Source organism: Corynebacterium sp. MSK006 (assembly GCF_030232385.1).
Lineage (GTDB): Bacteria > Actinomycetota > Actinomycetes > Mycobacteriales > Mycobacteriaceae > Corynebacterium > Corynebacterium frankenforstense_A.
In genome coordinates this window covers 158,589-173,903 of record NZ_JASPJZ010000001.1, presented here as the reverse complement: position 1 = coordinate 173,903, position 15,315 = coordinate 158,589, and the positions used below count along the sequence as shown (strand labels likewise).

14 protein-coding genes are annotated in these 15,315 nt (G+C 66.7%); 3 read left to right on the top strand and 11 right to left on the bottom strand.

Features of this window, described 5'->3' with window-relative positions:
* Nucleotides 1–14: 14 nt before the first annotated feature.
* The 7 genes from QQA02_RS00820 to QQA02_RS00790 all read right to left on the bottom strand — a co-directional run bounded on the left by QQA02_RS00820 (nucleotide 15) and on the right by QQA02_RS00790 (nucleotide 5,483).
* Nucleotides 15–1,610, bottom strand: a complete 1,596-nt coding sequence (locus QQA02_RS00820) for an ATP-binding cassette domain-containing protein (RefSeq protein ID WP_284862981.1) — start codon at nucleotides 1,608–1,610, stop codon at nucleotides 15–17.
* 120 nt (nucleotides 1,611–1,730) lie between these two features.
* Nucleotides 1,731–2,450: a class I SAM-dependent methyltransferase gene (locus tag QQA02_RS00815; protein ID WP_284774107.1), complete on the bottom strand. Its 720-nt coding sequence runs from the start codon at nucleotides 2,448–2,450 to the stop codon at nucleotides 1,731–1,733.
* 5 nt (nucleotides 2,451–2,455) lie between these two features.
* A complete protein-coding gene (locus QQA02_RS00810) occupies nucleotides 2,456–3,052 on the bottom strand; it encodes a hypothetical protein (protein WP_284774105.1) in 597 nt (198 codons plus the stop codon).
* Nucleotides 3,049–4,026 (bottom strand): alpha/beta hydrolase, encoded by a 978-nt coding sequence (locus tag QQA02_RS00805; RefSeq protein ID WP_284774103.1) that lies wholly within the window; start codon nucleotides 4,024–4,026, stop codon nucleotides 3,049–3,051. Before QQA02_RS00805 ends, QQA02_RS00810 begins: the two co-directional genes overlap by 4 nt.
* A gap of 49 nt (nucleotides 4,027–4,075) precedes the next feature.
* Nucleotides 4,076–4,879 (bottom strand): HTTM domain-containing protein, encoded by an 804-nt coding sequence (locus tag QQA02_RS00800; RefSeq protein WP_284774100.1) that lies wholly within the window; start codon nucleotides 4,877–4,879, stop codon nucleotides 4,076–4,078.
* Nucleotides 4,880–4,953: 74 nt separating this feature from the next.
* Nucleotides 4,954–5,157 carry a hypothetical protein gene (locus tag QQA02_RS00795; RefSeq protein WP_284774098.1) on the bottom strand — a complete coding sequence of 68 codons (204 nt, stop codon included), beginning with the start codon at nucleotides 5,155–5,157 and terminating at the stop codon, nucleotides 4,954–4,956.
* A gap of 128 nt (nucleotides 5,158–5,285) precedes the next feature.
* Nucleotides 5,286–5,483, bottom strand: coding sequence for a hypothetical protein (locus QQA02_RS00790; RefSeq protein WP_284774096.1), 198 nt, complete (start codon nucleotides 5,481–5,483; stop codon nucleotides 5,286–5,288).
* A gap of 531 nt (nucleotides 5,484–6,014) precedes the next feature.
* Here QQA02_RS00790 and QQA02_RS00785 point away from each other — a divergent pair.
* Entirely contained in the window at nucleotides 6,015–7,466 is a 1,452-nt protein-coding gene (locus QQA02_RS00785; RefSeq protein ID WP_502870956.1) for a DHA2 family efflux MFS transporter permease subunit, read from the top strand.
* 10 nt (nucleotides 7,467–7,476) lie between these two features.
* Here the strand turns inward: QQA02_RS00785 and QQA02_RS00780 are convergent, their stop codons facing one another.
* The gene (locus tag QQA02_RS00780) at nucleotides 7,477–8,433 is read right to left on the bottom strand and encodes a uroporphyrinogen decarboxylase/cobalamine-independent methonine synthase family protein (RefSeq protein ID WP_284862979.1); all 957 of its coding nucleotides are present in this window, start codon (nucleotides 8,431–8,433) and stop codon (nucleotides 7,477–7,479) included.
* The gene (gene mnmA, locus QQA02_RS00775; RefSeq protein WP_284774092.1) at nucleotides 8,430–9,491 is read right to left on the bottom strand and encodes a tRNA 2-thiouridine(34) synthase MnmA; all 1,062 of its coding nucleotides are present in this window, start codon (nucleotides 9,489–9,491) and stop codon (nucleotides 8,430–8,432) included. The genes QQA02_RS00780 and mnmA overlap by 4 nt, the downstream gene beginning before the upstream one ends.
* Before the next feature lie 359 nt (nucleotides 9,492–9,850).
* Between mnmA and QQA02_RS00770 the strand changes: the two genes are divergently transcribed.
* Both QQA02_RS00770 and QQA02_RS00765 read left to right on the top strand, forming a co-directional pair.
* Nucleotides 9,851–10,984 (top strand): ATP-binding protein, encoded by a 1,134-nt coding sequence (locus tag QQA02_RS00770; protein WP_284862978.1) that lies wholly within the window; start codon nucleotides 9,851–9,853, stop codon nucleotides 10,982–10,984.
* Nucleotides 10,985–11,003: 19 nt separating this feature from the next.
* Nucleotides 11,004–11,834 (top strand): spermidine synthase, encoded by an 831-nt coding sequence (locus tag QQA02_RS00765; RefSeq protein ID WP_502870955.1) that lies wholly within the window; start codon nucleotides 11,004–11,006, stop codon nucleotides 11,832–11,834.
* Here the strand turns inward: QQA02_RS00765 and QQA02_RS00760 are convergent.
* On the bottom strand, nucleotides 11,831–13,990 hold the full coding sequence (locus QQA02_RS00760; protein ID WP_284862977.1) for a bifunctional lysylphosphatidylglycerol flippase/synthetase MprF: 2,160 nt from the start codon (nucleotides 13,988–13,990) through the stop codon (nucleotides 11,831–11,833). The two genes, QQA02_RS00765 and QQA02_RS00760, sit on opposite strands and share 4 nt — an antisense overlap.
* Nucleotides 13,987–15,249 carry an alpha/beta hydrolase gene (locus QQA02_RS00755; protein ID WP_284863051.1) on the bottom strand — a complete coding sequence of 421 codons (1,263 nt, stop codon included), beginning with the start codon at nucleotides 15,247–15,249 and terminating at the stop codon, nucleotides 13,987–13,989. The genes QQA02_RS00760 and QQA02_RS00755 overlap by 4 nt, the downstream gene beginning before the upstream one ends.
* Nucleotides 15,250–15,315: the final 66 nt, after the last annotated feature.

Below are 15,315 nucleotides of genomic sequence, written 5' to 3'. Positions count from 1 at the left end.
TTAGATTCATGCGGTTATCGGCTGCATTCTTCCATGCTGATCGATCGCGCAGCCACCCTATCCAACGAATCGTCGTGCGCGACGGCCACGACGATGTGGTCCGCGGCAAAATCCTCGATCGCGTCTCGCACGTCCTCAGCGGTAGACCGGTCGACGCCCGCCATCACCTCGTCGAGTAAAAGGATTTTCGGATTCCGTGCGAACGCGTCGGCCAAGGCCAACAGCGATCTCTGTCCACCGGACAGTTGGACGCCGGCCCCGCCGACACGCATATCGAGGTCGGAAAAGTGATTCGCGAAGCCGGACTTGCGCAAAGCCTCCAGGCGCTCCTCATCCGAGATTCGAAGTCCGGCCCCGATGTTGTCCCGCAGGGTGCCCTTAATAGGTTCGCGGTATTGGTCGACAAGGAGGACGTTCGTGCGCAAGGAGCTCTTGTCGATTTCCTCGCTGTCCGTTCCGTCGACGAAGACCATCTCCGAGGAGGGAAGCAGACCGTTGGCGATCTCCAGAAGGGTCGATTTACCCGATCCATTCGGGCCGCGCAGCAGATACAGGCCGGGGTGATCAAGTTTCAGGTTGAAGTCTTCAAAAAGGTAGCCCTCCGCCTCAGGGAACCGATAATTCAGATCACGGAGTTCCAGGCTTGCTTCTCCCTCGGCTTCAAGAACTACGTTCCCGGAAGTTTCCTGCTGCACAGACCACAGCTCCTGCAGGCGCCCGCTCGAGGCCTGGGCAGCGTTCCAACTAGCGATGGCCAGCCCCAGTTCCACCAAGGGAGAAATGGCGTAGAGCAGGAACATCAGAAATGCAGTGCCTTCACCGGCACTAGCCTTACCGGTAAACATCGCGGTAGTCACGAGGGCAATCGACAGCACCAAAGCCAACTGAGTACCGATGTTCAAGGTTGGCATCAGCATCCCGTTGGCGATATCCGCCTTAATGCCCGACTTGCGCAATTTCTCCGAATCGGATTCACACCGACCGAGCGCCCAGCCCACCAGGTTCCGGGATTTCAGGACCTTGATGCCGGTGATGAAGTTGAGGATCGTCTCTGCGTAGGCTGACGACGTCTTGCGCACATCGTAGGTCGTAGCCTTGATCCATTTGCCCACGAGGAACGCGCACGCCGCGCAAACGGCGATGGCTCCAAGCAAAATGAAGAAGGTACCCGGCAAGAGCACCACCATACCGACCACACAACCGAGGACCAGCACCAGGCTCCGAATAGCGTCAGGCAGGATGTTGATGGAAGGCGCCGCAACCAAGGCCGTATCCGCGAGCGTACGGTTCTGAACGTCCGCACCCTCCAGCGCACCTTTGCCCAGAATCTGGCTCGAACCGAATTTTTTCAAACTTTCGCGCCTCAGATTCTGCGCGAACGATCCCCCCAGCTGCGCCTTCAGGAAGGTACAAACGACTTGAAGAAACACGTCAGCCAAAAAGACGCATACAAGTAGAACGATCACCGTCCGCGTTCGAGAGGGGTCGTTGCTCGCGACTACATCCAGCACCTTGCCGGTGAGGAACGGCTGCGTTGCAGTGACTACGCCAGCGACGGCAGCGAACAGCAGCAGTATTGCGAAAAGGCCCCTTCGGCCCTCGATGCCCAAATTCCAAACTTGTTTCAAAATATTACCCCTTTTACCTTAACCTGACTGTCAAAGCGTGGATCACGTATCCACCGCCCGACGCGACGGCTAGCCGTGGACGGGCCTAGAAAGCCTGATCGCTTATGATGCAACGCACCGATTGTATGCACCATGACGCTTGACTGAGATATTTTGGAAATTCGCCTCGGCGAACAAATCGCGAGTCGTTTCAACAGAGACCGGAAGAACCGTCTCCCTCATCACCGCGAATTCCTCGCCGTCCCGCAGTTCCGTCGTTGAAGTCATGAGGCCATCGTCGAAGTGTTCGACGTTTAGCGTCATTTGCCACATCTTGTCAGCCAGATAGATCGGCACGGTCATGGGCTCTTCGATTTCGTCGTAAGCCTCGCTCGAAAACAACTCGAGCGCGCAAACGCCGCTACCGGACTCGACGATTCGGTGTATATCAGTCAACTCTTCGACAATCGCCTCGATTCCCGATACGTATTGCAGCGACCCATAGGTACAAAACACGAGGCCGATGTTTGTAGCGTCAATCGCCGAAAGATTGTTTTCCACGTGGACCGGGGCGATTTCAGAGTCGTCGGATAATAGCTTCGCAAAGCTCTCATCAGGCTCGACCGCGTGGAAAGTGGATGTACAGCCGGACCGCCTCAGCTTCTTCAAAACCCGGCCGGAGCCAGCACCGTAATCCAATATCTCTCGCGGCCAGTCGGAGCCGACGGCTCCGCGCAGCCATCCCACATGATCCACATCGGGGTCGACGGTCTCCATTAGTTCGTCATACAACTTGACCATCGTCGTATTACAGTAAAATGGATCCTGGTTTAGCTTGTTCAATCTACTCACGCCTTAACCTTTAAAATGTATTCGGCCTCATCTTCAATCTCGAAGTAATCGAGCACGGCATCGCAGATTGGCCTTGCCTCAGGGTCGTTGCCTGCGAAACGAACAAGCATAACCTGAAGGCAGTCAGCCGTCGTCGGGACTTCGGCTTTCCGCAAGACGAACTCGTTGAGAAGAGTGATCGAATCGTTCACCGCTTTTTCGAGTCGGCCACCGACATCTTTTCCGCTCGCTAGTGTACCCATACCGACCATGATCGTCTGGTGAGCGTCGAACACGGCCTTTTCTTCACGGCGCCCCGGAAACCAAAGTACTTGCGCAATCGAACGCGGAGATATCGTTTGCAATTCTTTCCAAGCACTATGCTCTGTTCGCTCCTTGTTAGCGAATCGATACATAATGCGTACGTCCTCGACAGCCGGATTCGGCGCGAAGAATCTCCAGTTCGGGATGACCGTATTCCCCACGCCGTCGTCCCATCGACGGACGCGATCGAGCGCCGAATCCGGGTGCTGGCTCAGTACCGTCGCAACCAGCCACGCACCGAACGTCCCTACGACGAGATGATCGAAAGCTCGTCTCCAATAGGATTTCATCGTGTTGCCAGCTCCCAAAGTCCTTCAGAGATTTCTTTTGCGGCCTTACGGCCGGTGAGGATCGTTTGATGGTTACTTTCTTTCACCACGACGACATCGTTGCTGTATTCATGGTAGAGATTGTCCTGCGACGATTCGGCGTCCACCGTTTCCTGCGCGGCAAACAGCTTGGTACGGATTCCGTCGCGTAGGGGCTCCAAGGCATGACCTTCGAGAAGGAACGGGTGGATGCTGGACCATTCACGCTTTGAAGCGGTCCACACGTCGGAGCTGAACAGATCAGCCCTGATCCGGGAGAAATATTTGTATTCCCTGGCATACTCAATTGCCTGCTTACGGTAGAGAGCAGCTACACCGAACCGGATGAACGGGGGGATAGTGCGTAGCGCAAGGGCTACCGCGTCACTGCCCTGCTTTTGCGCTTCAGAGTCCACGAGTTCCTTCGGATGCAGAGGATCGATGTAGCCGACGCTGTGGACTAGGCTCTCGTTCTGCCTCGCGAATTCATGGGCGACGAAGCCTCCGTATGAATGCCCCACGAGACAAATTCCGCTCCAGGAAGTATCGTGGCTTTCGCGAATGTCACGGATGACTGCGTTGAGGTCCTCGACACATTCTCCCATGTGGAACGGCTTTTCGTTGAAGACCTGAGATCCTCCGTAGCCCGCCCGGTTATGCAGCAGCACCGCGCCGCCTAGACTCGCCAAGGCGTCTCCCAGGCCAGCTACCGACGATACGGACGAAGAAAGGCCGGGAATGATGACAAATAGCGGACTTCCGGCGCTCTTGGCGGGATGGTACGCGTCGTGGATGATATTTCCGGTCGACGATCTGGTTTCGATGACCTCGTAACCGTTATACGGTCGAGCATGGCGGCTGTTTTGGAATGCCGCGTATCCCGTGCCCAATGCCGTGCACCCAAGAAGGAGTGTTGTTGCAGCTTTAAGGACCTTTGGTTCCGTGACACTTCTCATAAACGTCCGCCTTCGTATTTTTCTTCAATGGCCAATGTTTTACGCGAATTCATCGTCGTGTCCGCAGAGACCAGATTGCAGGATACGTCGAGATGAACGGCAGCACGAAGCGGCCCAATCCCATGAACTTCGCGTTAGCCAAGTGGAACATTCCGAATAGAAGCAACGTCAACTTCGTGCTCCCCTTCGTCGCCAGCCCCAGAGGCATTGCGCTTTCGATGATCACCGTTGATCTGGTGATGGATTTTCCTAGCTTGGGATATTTCCTGAGCAGGCCGTACAGCTTGTTGTCGCCGTACGTCTGGGTACCCATGATTTTTTCGAGCGCATCGCCGTTCGCCCATCTGCTTCCAGGCATCTTTGCGAGTCCTGCGACGATGTAGCTCAGGATCACCTGTAGAGCCAAGAAGTCGCTCGCGGCTTTTCGGGTGGTCTCACTTCCTCCGACTCGTCCTAGTGCGGCTGCCGCGTTGCCTAGGAACGACAGCTGGTCCGAGCCGTCAGTTCCATATAGAAGTTTGGGCTGAAGGAACAGGTGTGTACCTGCTTCAAAGACATTGCACCAAGCTCTGATCTTATTGTTCTTGATCGGCGATGCTAGAATCAAGTTATGACCGATCCTCAGGCATTGAATTGTCTTGAAGATCGTTTCGGCCTGTTCTTCTGAAAGTTTATTCCAGATGGTGGCCACCCCAGGCGGGAATTGCGACTTGAGGTATTTCCAATCGTTTAGGCCTCCGTGTTTCCTGCTGGCGGTGGTGCTCAGATACTCGACCGATGCCACAGTTTCAGTGATCGCGCACGCACGCTCCACCGAAACTAGCGGGTCGGCGTTTAGGTATCGGTCGTACACGTTTGAAGCTTTAGAAAGGATGTTTACCATTATCGTCGCAATTCCGCTCGAGCGCTTATTCCCCTTAGTTGCTGTTAGTTCCCGGCCGCCTTAGCGACCGCGGCACCGACACCGGCGGCCGCCACGAGGGCGCCGGCACCCTTGGCGCCCGCGACAGCAGCAGCGGCGAAGGCGGCGGGGGTCGCGAGAATCGGCGTGTGGAGCTCGTTGCGATCGATCAGACTATCGTTGACCAGCTCTTCGAGGCGGGTCATGTTGGTGTTGAACTGCTTGGACATGTTTTCTACTTCCTCCGTCTCGATGAACAGTTAAGATTCTCCACGAAACTTTTGAAACGGAATATTCTGGAGAAGCTTTGTGATACTGGAGCTTCTTTTGCTCCTGGACAGTCTTTGCGTGAAGTCGGTTAGTTGGCGACGTGGCGGTAGGCCGCGTACGCCGCGCCCGTGACGGCACCTGCACCAGCGACGTAGCCCGCGACCTTCGCAGCGGTCAGGACGATGGCGGGCGTCGCGGTGATCGGGGCGAGCGTGGCGTTTCGCTCGGCCTGGATGGGCCCCTCAAAGGCGGCGTTTGCGTTGATCTGGTTTTCGAGGGTGGACATGAATTCTCCTTGCTGTGCTTGAGAAGATGGCTGGATGCTTGTGTGTGACAGGTGTTGCTTGAACCGTACGAAGTGGCGGGGATCGCCCTTTCACCCTGGGGTGACGCGTGGCAAGGTAACAACGGCCTTCTTGGCCTGCAACCGCTAGAGCGAAGGCCGAAAATCGGCGCTTTTCCCTGCACATTCCACGTTTTTCACGTTTTTGCGGCGTTTCTCTTATCTAAGTCGCAGGTTTTTCCTCTTTTTTCTCAACTTATGACTCAGGTAGCTCTCAATAGGTCCTAGCTTTCTTAAGTTTCGGCGCGGTTTCTCCCAGCCAAAGTGAGGCTTCAGGGCCCTGGACACCGCCGTTCCTACGACCGATTCCGCCGCGGCCGCCCGTCACGTTCGACTCGCCGCGTGACCGTTCTGCTCACACTGATCCTGGGTCGTCGCCTCCCCTGTTCACCCCTGAGAACCCCGCCCAGACCGCCGCCCCTCAGGGAAACCCCGCGCGACCGTTCGCCTCCCGTCGCCCCCGCGCCTGGCACAATGTGCCGGGTGAGCCCCACCCACCGCGACGTCGTCCGTGACGAGGACCTGCCCCTGCCGCTCGAGCGCTGCTGGCCGGCGCTGGTGGTCCTCTGCGTCGGCTTCTTCATGATGCTGCTGGACCAGACCATCGTCGCGGTGGCCACCCCGCACATCCAGGCGGAGATGTCCGCCAGCTACAACCAGGTCATCTGGGTCACCTCCGTCTACCTGCTCTGCTTCGCCGTGCCGCTGCTGTTCACCGGCCGCCTCGGCGACCGCTTCGGCCCGCGCACGATGTACTGCGCGGGCATGTGCCTGTTCACCGTCAGCTCCCTGGCCTGCGGGCTGGCCCCGGGCATGACCGCGCTGATCGTCGCGCGCGGGGTGCAGGGCCTGTCCGCGGCGATGCTCAGCCCCCAGACGATGAGCGTGATCAACCGCATCTTCCCGAGCTCCCACCTGGGTGCGGCCCTCGGCATCTGGGGCGCCACGGCCGGGCTGGCGGGCATGGCCGGGCCCATCTTCGGCGGGATCATCACCCAGCTGTGGGGCTGGCAGTGGGTCTTCTTCCTCAACGTGCCCATCGGCGTGGCCGTCGTGGCCTTCGCCTGGCGGGTGGTGCCCGAGTTCCCGCGCCTGGAGCGCCGCCTCGACGCGACCTCCGTGCTGCTGTCCCTGGTGGCGGTCTTCCTGCTCGTCTTCGGCCTGCAGGAGGGCCAGGACGCCGGCTGGGCGCCCTGGATCTTCGCCACCGTCGCCGCGGGACTGATCGTCGGCACGGCCTTTTTCGCCCAGCAACGCCGCGCCGAGCGCCGCGGTCTCGAGCCCCTGGTGCCGCTGCGGGTGTTCGGCAACCGCAACTTCTCCGGCGGCAACGCGAGCATCTTCATGATGGGCATGACCGTCGCAGGCATCCCGCTGCCGCTGATGCTCTACTTCCAGCAGGTCCACCACCTCTCCCCGCTGACCTCCGGGCTGATGATGATCTGCCAGGCCGGCGTCTCGGCCACCCTCTCCCCCGTCGTCGGCCGCCTGGTCGACCGCCACAACCCGGCCCGGCTGTGCGCGGCCGGGTTCGCCGCGCTGTCGGCCGGCATCGCCCTGCTCTGCGCCGCGATGTCGCTGTCGGGCTCGCTGGTCCTCATCGGTGTGGCGCTCGTCGGCGTAGGGGTCGGCAACGCCTTCGTCTGGGCGCCCAACTCGCGCATCACGATGGGCGACCTGCCGCCCGACCTGCTCGGCGCCGGCTCGGGGGTCTACAACACCACCCGCCAGCTCGGCGCGGTGCTCGGCACCGCCGCCATCGGCGCGGTGCTCCAGATCGGCCTGGCCGCCGAGGCCGCCGCCGGCGCCGCCGAGCCCTCCGGTGTCCCCTTCGGCGTCGCGCTCAGCCTGGCGGCGGTGGCCACCGCGGCGGCCGTGGTGATCTCGCTGAGCGCCCGCGACCCGCACGAGCTCGACCGTGACTAGGCGCAGCCGTCTAGTTCAGCGACTTCGCCGCCGAGGCCGCCCGCTCATAGGCCGCCCGCGCCGCACCCGGGTCCCCGGCCGCCGCGGCGACCACGTCGACCAGCCCGGAGGACTCCCGCAGCCCCAGTCGGGACAGGAGATTGACGACGTCGCGCGCCGACGCCCCGCGCACACCCGTGCGCGAGCCCGCGTCCAGACGCGCGCCCAGTGCGTCGAGCCCGGCGGGGTCAAGCCGCTGCGGGTCGAGCAGCAGCGTGCCGGGGAAGCCCCAGGCCGCCGAGTCGTCACCGGCGCCGCCTAAGTCCTGCCCGGTCGCGTTGAGCAGCACCTCGCGCGGGTCGTCCTCGTCCCCCGTCGCCCGCGTGGCGTCGGTTATCGTGGCCAGCCCGGCGCGGGCGATCTCCGCTGGCACCGCGCGGATCTCGTCGAAGCGGTGGGTGCCGGGAACCCGGCCTGCCACGACGTCCGTGAGCCACGGCTCGTCGAGCTGGACGGCCAGCGCCTCCTGGGCCAGCCCGAAGCGGGCGACGAGGTCGGCGGCGTGCGCAGCGGCCGCGCCGGCGATCGCCTCGGTCAGATCGCGCACCGCCCCGCGGTCGGTCAGCGCCCGGTGGCCGTTGGGCAGTTCCAGCTCGCAAGCCAGCGACCAGGGCCCGAGCAGCTGGGTCTTCAGCCACGGCACCCCGGCCCAGTTCTCCTCGAGCCAGTCGAGGTCGCGGGCCACCCGGTCGCGGGCATCCCAGCTCGCGCGCTGCGGGCGCGCGGAGAGCACCCAGCCGCGCGGGCCCAGGTCCGCGTGCACGCCGTCGAGGAGTGCGACGGTGCGCACCGCGGCGTCGTCAAGTACCCCGCGCTCCGGCAGCTGCGGCACGTGCCAGCGCCCGCCGGCGGCGATGACACCGGTCGCGTCGTCGAGGCGCCGGCCCGGCAGGGCCCCGAGGCCGAGCGCACGGCTCGCCGCGGTCATCGCGCCGCCACGATCGTGCCGGAGCCGAGCACCGCGTCGCGCGCGTAGAGCACGGCGGCCTGGCCGGGGGCGACCCCGGACAGCGGCTCGGCGAGTTGGAGACGCATGCGGTCGCCGTCGATCTCGGCGTGGCAGGCGACGATGCCGCCGTGGGCACGCACCTGCACCTCGCAGTCGAGCGAGCCGCGGAAGTCCTCGTGCAGGCTCTTGAGCCGGTCGGCCTCGATCTCGGTGACCTGGAGGGCCTCGCGCGGGCCGACGGTGACGGTGCCGGTGGCCGCGTCGATGCCGGTGACGTAGCGCGGACGGCCGTCGGCGGCCGGGGACTTGATGTCCAGGCCCTTGCGCTGGCCGATGGTGAAGCCGTAGGCGCCGTCGTGCTCGCGCAGCTTGGTGCCCTCCTGGTCGACGATCATGCCGGGGCGCATGCCGATCTGGCGGCCGAGGAAGGCCTTGGTGTCGCCGTCGGGGATGAAGCAGATGTCGTAGCTGTCCGGCTTCTTGGCCACGGAGAAGCCGCGCGCGGCGGCCTCGGCGCGGATCTCGGGCTTGGGGGTGTCGCCGACCGGGAAGTAGCAGTGGGCCAGCTCCTCGGCGGAGAGCACGCCGAGCACGTAGGACTGGTCCTTCTTGTCGTCGGTGGAGCGCAAAAGGTGGCCGTCAGCGTCGATGCGGGCGTAGTGGCCGGTGGCCACGGCGTCGAAACCGAGGGCGAGGGCACGCTCGAGCAGGGCGGCGAACTTGATCTTCTCGTTGCAGCGCAGGCAGGGGTTCGGTGTCTCGCCGCGGGCGTAGGAGTCGACGAAGTCGTCGATGACGTCGGCCTGGAAGCGGTCGGAGAAGTCCCAGACGTAGAAGGGGATGCCGATCTTGTCGCAGACCCGGCGCGCGTCGGCGGAGTCCTCCAGCGAGCAGCACCCGCGCGAGGACTCGCGCACGGACTTCGGGTCGCGGGACAGGGCGAGGTGAACGCCGACGACCTCGTGGCCGGCGTCCTTGGCGCGGGCGGCGGCGACCGCCGAGTCGACCCCGCCGCTCATCGCGGCGATGACCTTCATTAGCTCTCCTCTCCCCTTTTCCACCGCGGGCTGTCGCCGGGCCCGCGTGACCCGCCGAGTCTATCGCCGCGCCCGGCGGGCGGCCAAGGTGGTCGCGGATCTACCGGATCTACCCCGGCGCGCCAGTTCTACCGGATCTACCGGGCACCGGCAGATCTATCAGTTCTATCCCGGCTCGCCAGATCTATCAGATCTAGAAGATCTACAATGTGCCGCGAGATCTATAAGATCTATCCCGAAGGCCGGGGTCCACCGGATCCGCCTGCACCACGCCCGTGTGCGGCACCCGCCGCATGCCCCGGGACGACGGCGGACGACGACAAATGACGACAGCCGACGACAAAGGAGCTCTGCGCGGCATGCCCACCCCGCAACCCAACCCGTTCCGCCCCTCCTTCGGGGTCTCCCCGCTGGTGCTGGCCGGACGGACCGACCTGCTCTCCGGGTTCCCGCTGGCCCTGCTGGAGGGCCCCGGCAGCCCGCTGCGCACGATGCTGGTCTCCGGACCGCGCGGCTCCGGCAAGACCGTGCTGCTCAACGAGCTCGAGGAGGCCGCCCGCGCGCAGGGCTGGATCGTGCTGCGCGCCTATCCGGGCGCGGACATGCTCACCGACCTGACGGCCACGGAGATCCCCCGGGCCCTGGCCGCCCTCGATGAGGAGCGCCCGGCGCGCCGCATCACCGGCGCCTCGATCGCCGGCCTCGGCTCGGTGCGCACGGAGACCACCGAGCCGGAGCACCGCCCGGCCGCCACGCTGATCTCCGTGCTGCGCACCCTGGCCGAACGGCTGCGCGCCCACGGCACCGGCATCGTCATCAGCGTCGACGAGGTCCAGTCCGCCGACCCCGAGCACCTGCGCGCGGTGGCGACGGCCGTGCAGGACCTGGTGCGCGACGACCACGACGTCGCCTTCCTCGCCGCCGGACTGCCCGCGGGCATCATCGCGCTGCTGCAGCACCCGGGCACGACCTTCCTGCGCCGCGCCGAGCTGGTCACCCTCGGCCCCGTCACCGCCGGGGAGTCGGCGGCCGCCGTCGCCGAGACCGTCGCGGCCGGCGGACGCGAGATCACCCCCGAGGCCGTCGAGCTCATCTCCGCGCGCGCCCACGGCTACCCCTACCTGATCCAGCTGCTCGGCTCCCTGGCCTGGGCGCAGGCCAGCCTCGACGGCTCCGGGGAGATCACCGCCGAAACGGTCGAGGCGATCCTGCCGCACGCGGTTTCCCGGATGGGCCGCCAGGTCCACGCCCCCTCGCTGCACGGCATGCCGGACTCCCAGCTGGCCTTTCTCGTCGCGATGGCCCAGGTGGCCGACGAGGACGGCCGGGCCGCCACCGGGGACATCGCCGCCGAGCTCGGGGTGGCCCCCAACGGGATCTCGACGCGGCGCCGCGCGCTCATCGACGCCGACCTCGTCGCCCCGGCCGGCTACGGCCACCTCAGTTTCACCCTGCCGTACCTGCGCGAGCACCTGCTCGACGCCCACGCCTGACCGATCTGGAGCATCCACCTTGTCCCGCCACGAGATCCCCGGGTACCAGATCGACACCGGCACCGCCCGCCTGGTACCCGACGACCAGCTCGACGACGCCTTCACCCTCTACCTCAACGGGGTGCCCTCCAGCCACGTCGCGATCGGCCGCCCGCTGCACCTGGACTTCGAGTACATGCGCTGGATCGCCGCGGTGGTCCAGCGCTTCGTCGACGCCCACCTGGACGCGGACAAGCTGCGCGTGACCCACCTCGGCGGGGCCGGCTGCTCGCTGCCGCGCTTTTTGGCGGCGGTCTACCCGCGCTCGCGGCACACCGTCGTCGAGATCGACGCCGCGCTGGCCAAGCTGGTGCGCGAGGTCTTCGACATCCCTCGCTCGCCGACGGTCAAGATCCGCGTCGGCGAGGCCCGCGAAGTCGTCGACTCCCTGCGCCCGGCGACCCGCGACGTCATCGTGCGCGACGTCTTCGCCGACGCCGTCACCCCGGAGCCGCTGACGACCACCGAGTTCTTCGCCGCCTGCGCGAGCACGCTGGTGCCCGGCGGGCTGTACGTGGCCAACTGTGGCGACCACGCGGACCTGACCGGCGCGCGCGCCGAGCTGGCCGGCATGGCCGAGGTCTTCGACCACCTCGCCGTCATCGCCGATCCCCCGATGCTCAAGGGGCGCCGCTACGGCAACATCGTGCTCGTGGGCTCGGACACCGCGCTGCCGACCGACCGCGACCCGGACCTGACCCGCGAGCTGCTCGGCGGCGCCGTCCCCGCCCAGTACCACGCCGGGGCGTGGGTGGAGCGTTTCCGCTCCGGCGGGCGGGCACGCCACGACGCGCCTGCGGCGCGCGATTAACGACGTCCCGCCCCGGCCCACTGCCGTACCGGGCCCACGGCGTCGCGCACCCGAAGACCCGGCAGGTAGCAGGAGCAGACGGCCAGGCCCACGGCCGGCAGGCGCACCTCGTCGGCGTAGAGCAGGTACCAGCGGCGGTGCTCGGGGTGGAACTTGGCTTTCGAGGCCCCCAGTGAGCGGAAGCCGTAGAACGGCTCGATGAGCCCGCCGACCTGGTTGAGCGCCTTGTCGAGCATGCCGTCGGCGGCGCTGTCGGTGGCCAGCGGGGCACCTGAGAGCGAGATCCAGTCCATCCCCTCGGCCGCCGCGCCGAGCAGCGCCTCGGAGAGCAGGAACTCGATGACCGGGCGGAAGCCCTCGGCATCGCGGCGCATCATGTCCAGGGTCAGCCCGGTCACGCGCCCCTCGACGCGCACGGGCAGCCAGGAGGTCACGCCCTGCACGCGCCCGGCGGCGTCGAGGGCGACCAGGATGCGGGTGTCCGGGTCCGCCAGCTCGGCCACCCCGCCGAGGGTGAAACCCATCTCGGGCAGCGCCTTGGTGGCGGCCCACTGCTCGGAGAGGGCCTCGATCTGCTCGCGCAGCACCACCCCGGCCTCGGCCCAGGTGGTCCACTTGGCGGTCACGCCCTCCTTCTTCGCGTGGTTGCGCGCGGTGCGGATGTTCTGGAAGCGCTTGCCGCGGAACTCGGCGTCCGAGGTCAGCAGGATCGACTCGTCGGCGACGTGCAGGCGCTTGTAGCCGGCCGGCTCGCGGCCGGCGGCGAAGTCCTCGCCGACCGAGTACCACACGGGCGTCCAGCCCTGGGCGCCGGCGAACTCCTCGAAACCGGCGGCCACCGTGTCCGCGGCACCCGTCCGCCCGGCCGCGAAGACGGGCTCGCCGACGGTGACGGCCACCCCATGGGAGACCCGGTAGGCGACGAAGGCGGAGCCGTCGGGGGCGAACCAGTAGCGGTTGCCGTCCCAGACGGTCATCTGCTGCAGGTGGTCGCCGGTGCCGTCCCGCAGGATGGCAAGGGCGCGTTCGCGGTCGTCGGCCCGGGAGATGTCCGGCACGCTGACCAGCGCGGCGTAGGCGGCCAGGCTCACGCACACCCAGAACAGCCCGGTGGAGTCGACTGCGACGGCGACCACGGCGGCCACGGCCACCACGGCCAGGAGCTGGACGAGCCTGCGCCCGCGCACGGCGACGGTGAAGGCCTTGCGTGTGGCCAGCAGCACGACGATCGCGGTCAGCCAGGGCGCGAGGATCAGGGCGATATTGATCCACCAGCCGGCACCCCAGTCCAGGTCGCCGAGCAGAACCGTCACGCGCAGCAGCACCAGTGCGGCGGTCACCGCGTTGGTGGCCAGGGCCATCCACCAGGCCATCCGGCGCCCGCGCACCACGCCGAGGGCGATCACGGCGTTGACCAAAAGCCACGCGGTGTGCCAGGCGACCTCGCCCCAGGCGAAGAAGCCGGCCTCGACCAGGGGGCCGCCGGCGTGCGGGTTGAGCCGGGTGACCAGCGGGCCCAGCGCCACGCAGAGCAGGACGGTGGCCACCAGCACGCGGGTCTCGTGCGCGGACAGCCCCCGCGGGTCGCGCACGCCGCCCTGGCGGCGCAGCACCAGTGCCAGGACCACGGCGGTGAGTCCCACGACGTCGGAAAGCGTCCCGGCGTAGAGCACCATCGTCAACGACAGCGCGACGGCCGCCGTGGTCAGGCGCCGGCGCCAAAGGATGGGCAGCCGGGCCGCACCGAGCACGGCCGCGCCGAGGATCCAGCCCAGCGGAGAGAGCAGCGCTCCGGAGTCGAGGTCCGCGCCCCAGCGGTTCAGGTCGGTCTCCTCGACGGCGCGGGCGGCCATCAACCCGACCGGGGTGGCCACCAGCTGCATGCCGAGCACCGCCAGCGGGAAGGCGTGCCGGCCCAGCGCGATCTCGGCGGGCACGGCCAGCCCGAGGACCAGCAGGGTGCACATCAACGTGCCGATCGCGCTCGCCGAGGTCAGCCCGCTGGTCACGACGTGCCAGTCGGCGAGCTCATAAGGGGCGCGCACGGCCAGCACGTCGGGGTCGAGAAGCTGGGCCAGCCACATCACCGCGATGAGCCCGAGGCTCACCGGGGCGCGCCCGGCGACGGTCTTCGCCATCGTCTTCATCCCGCTCATTCCAGTCCCCCTCGCTCAGCCACGAAGTCGAAGTTCGCGCGCAGGGCGGCGCGCCAGACGCCGAAGTCGTGCCCGCCGGGCACCTCGGTGTACTCGACGTCCATGCCGGCCTTGTCCGCCGCCTGGCTCAGGTCCTTCAGTGCGGCGGTCGCCTCGTGGTCCGAGGAGCCGGCGACGAAGCGCCCGGCGATGCCGGTGTAGTCGTTGTCCCGGAGCAGGTCGGCGGGGTTCTCGGCGCGGAAGGCGACCTCGTCGCCGCCGAAAAGCTGGTCGACGGTGCGGGTGTGGTCGCCCAGCGAGGGCTCGGCCTGCCCGGAGAAGTCGAGGAAGCTGCCGAAGGCCTGCGGCGAGTTGGTGACCACCTGCAGCGCGCAGGTGCCGCCGTAGCTCAGGCCCCCGATCGTCCAGTGCGAGCGGTCCGGGTCCACCCGGAAGCGCCGGGCGATCAGGTCCGGGGCGGTGTCGGTGACGTACTCGCGCGAGGCGCCGGTGCAGCCCGGGTTGCCGGTCAGCGAGCCGGTGGCGTCGACGCTGACGACGACGGGGCTGACCCCGTCGTGGGCGGCCTGCCAGGCGTCGGCGGTCTCGCCGGCGGTCCCGGAGTCGAACCACTGCTCGGGCGAGCCGGGGTTGCCGGCCATGAGCATGAGCACCGGCAGGCGGTGCTGGGGGCTGCGCCAGTAGGCCGGCGGCACGTAGGCCAGGGCCTGACGGGCGGTGAAGTCGGTGCCCGAGGGCAGGTCGACGTGCACGAGCGCGCCGATGTCGCGGCCGTCCTCCTGCGGCGGCCGGGTGGTGGCCTTGAACTCCGCCCAGTCCATCTCCTTGGCCGCGGGCACCGGGTGCAGCGAGCGCAGCGTCGGGTACTGCTGGAAGACGGTGTTGGTCGCCCCGAGGGCGCCGAGGACCAGCGCCACCAGGGCCGCGGCGGCGAGGAGGCGGCGCCCGGCGGCCGACGCGAGCGAGATGAGGCCGAGGAGCACCAGGCCACACACCGCGTAGACGATCCACGAGGTCGGCTCCCCGAAGGGCCTCAAGACGACCTCGAGGACCAGCCAGACCGCGACGGTCACCCCGGCGGCGGCGCCGAGGGCGGTCGCGGGGCGGCGGGCGCGGCGCGGGCGGCGGCCCTGCCCGCCGCGCCGGTTGCGCGCGGTGGCCAGCGCGGCGAGCGCGAGCAGCGCCCCGAGTGCCAGGCAGGTCCAGACGGTCACCTCGGCGGCCCCGCCCAGCAGGGGCCAGTTGAGGATCTTCTCCATGTTCACCGGAACAGATGTACGCGCCCATTCCGGGGAAATGGAGCGGACGGGCCGCACGCCGGCCCC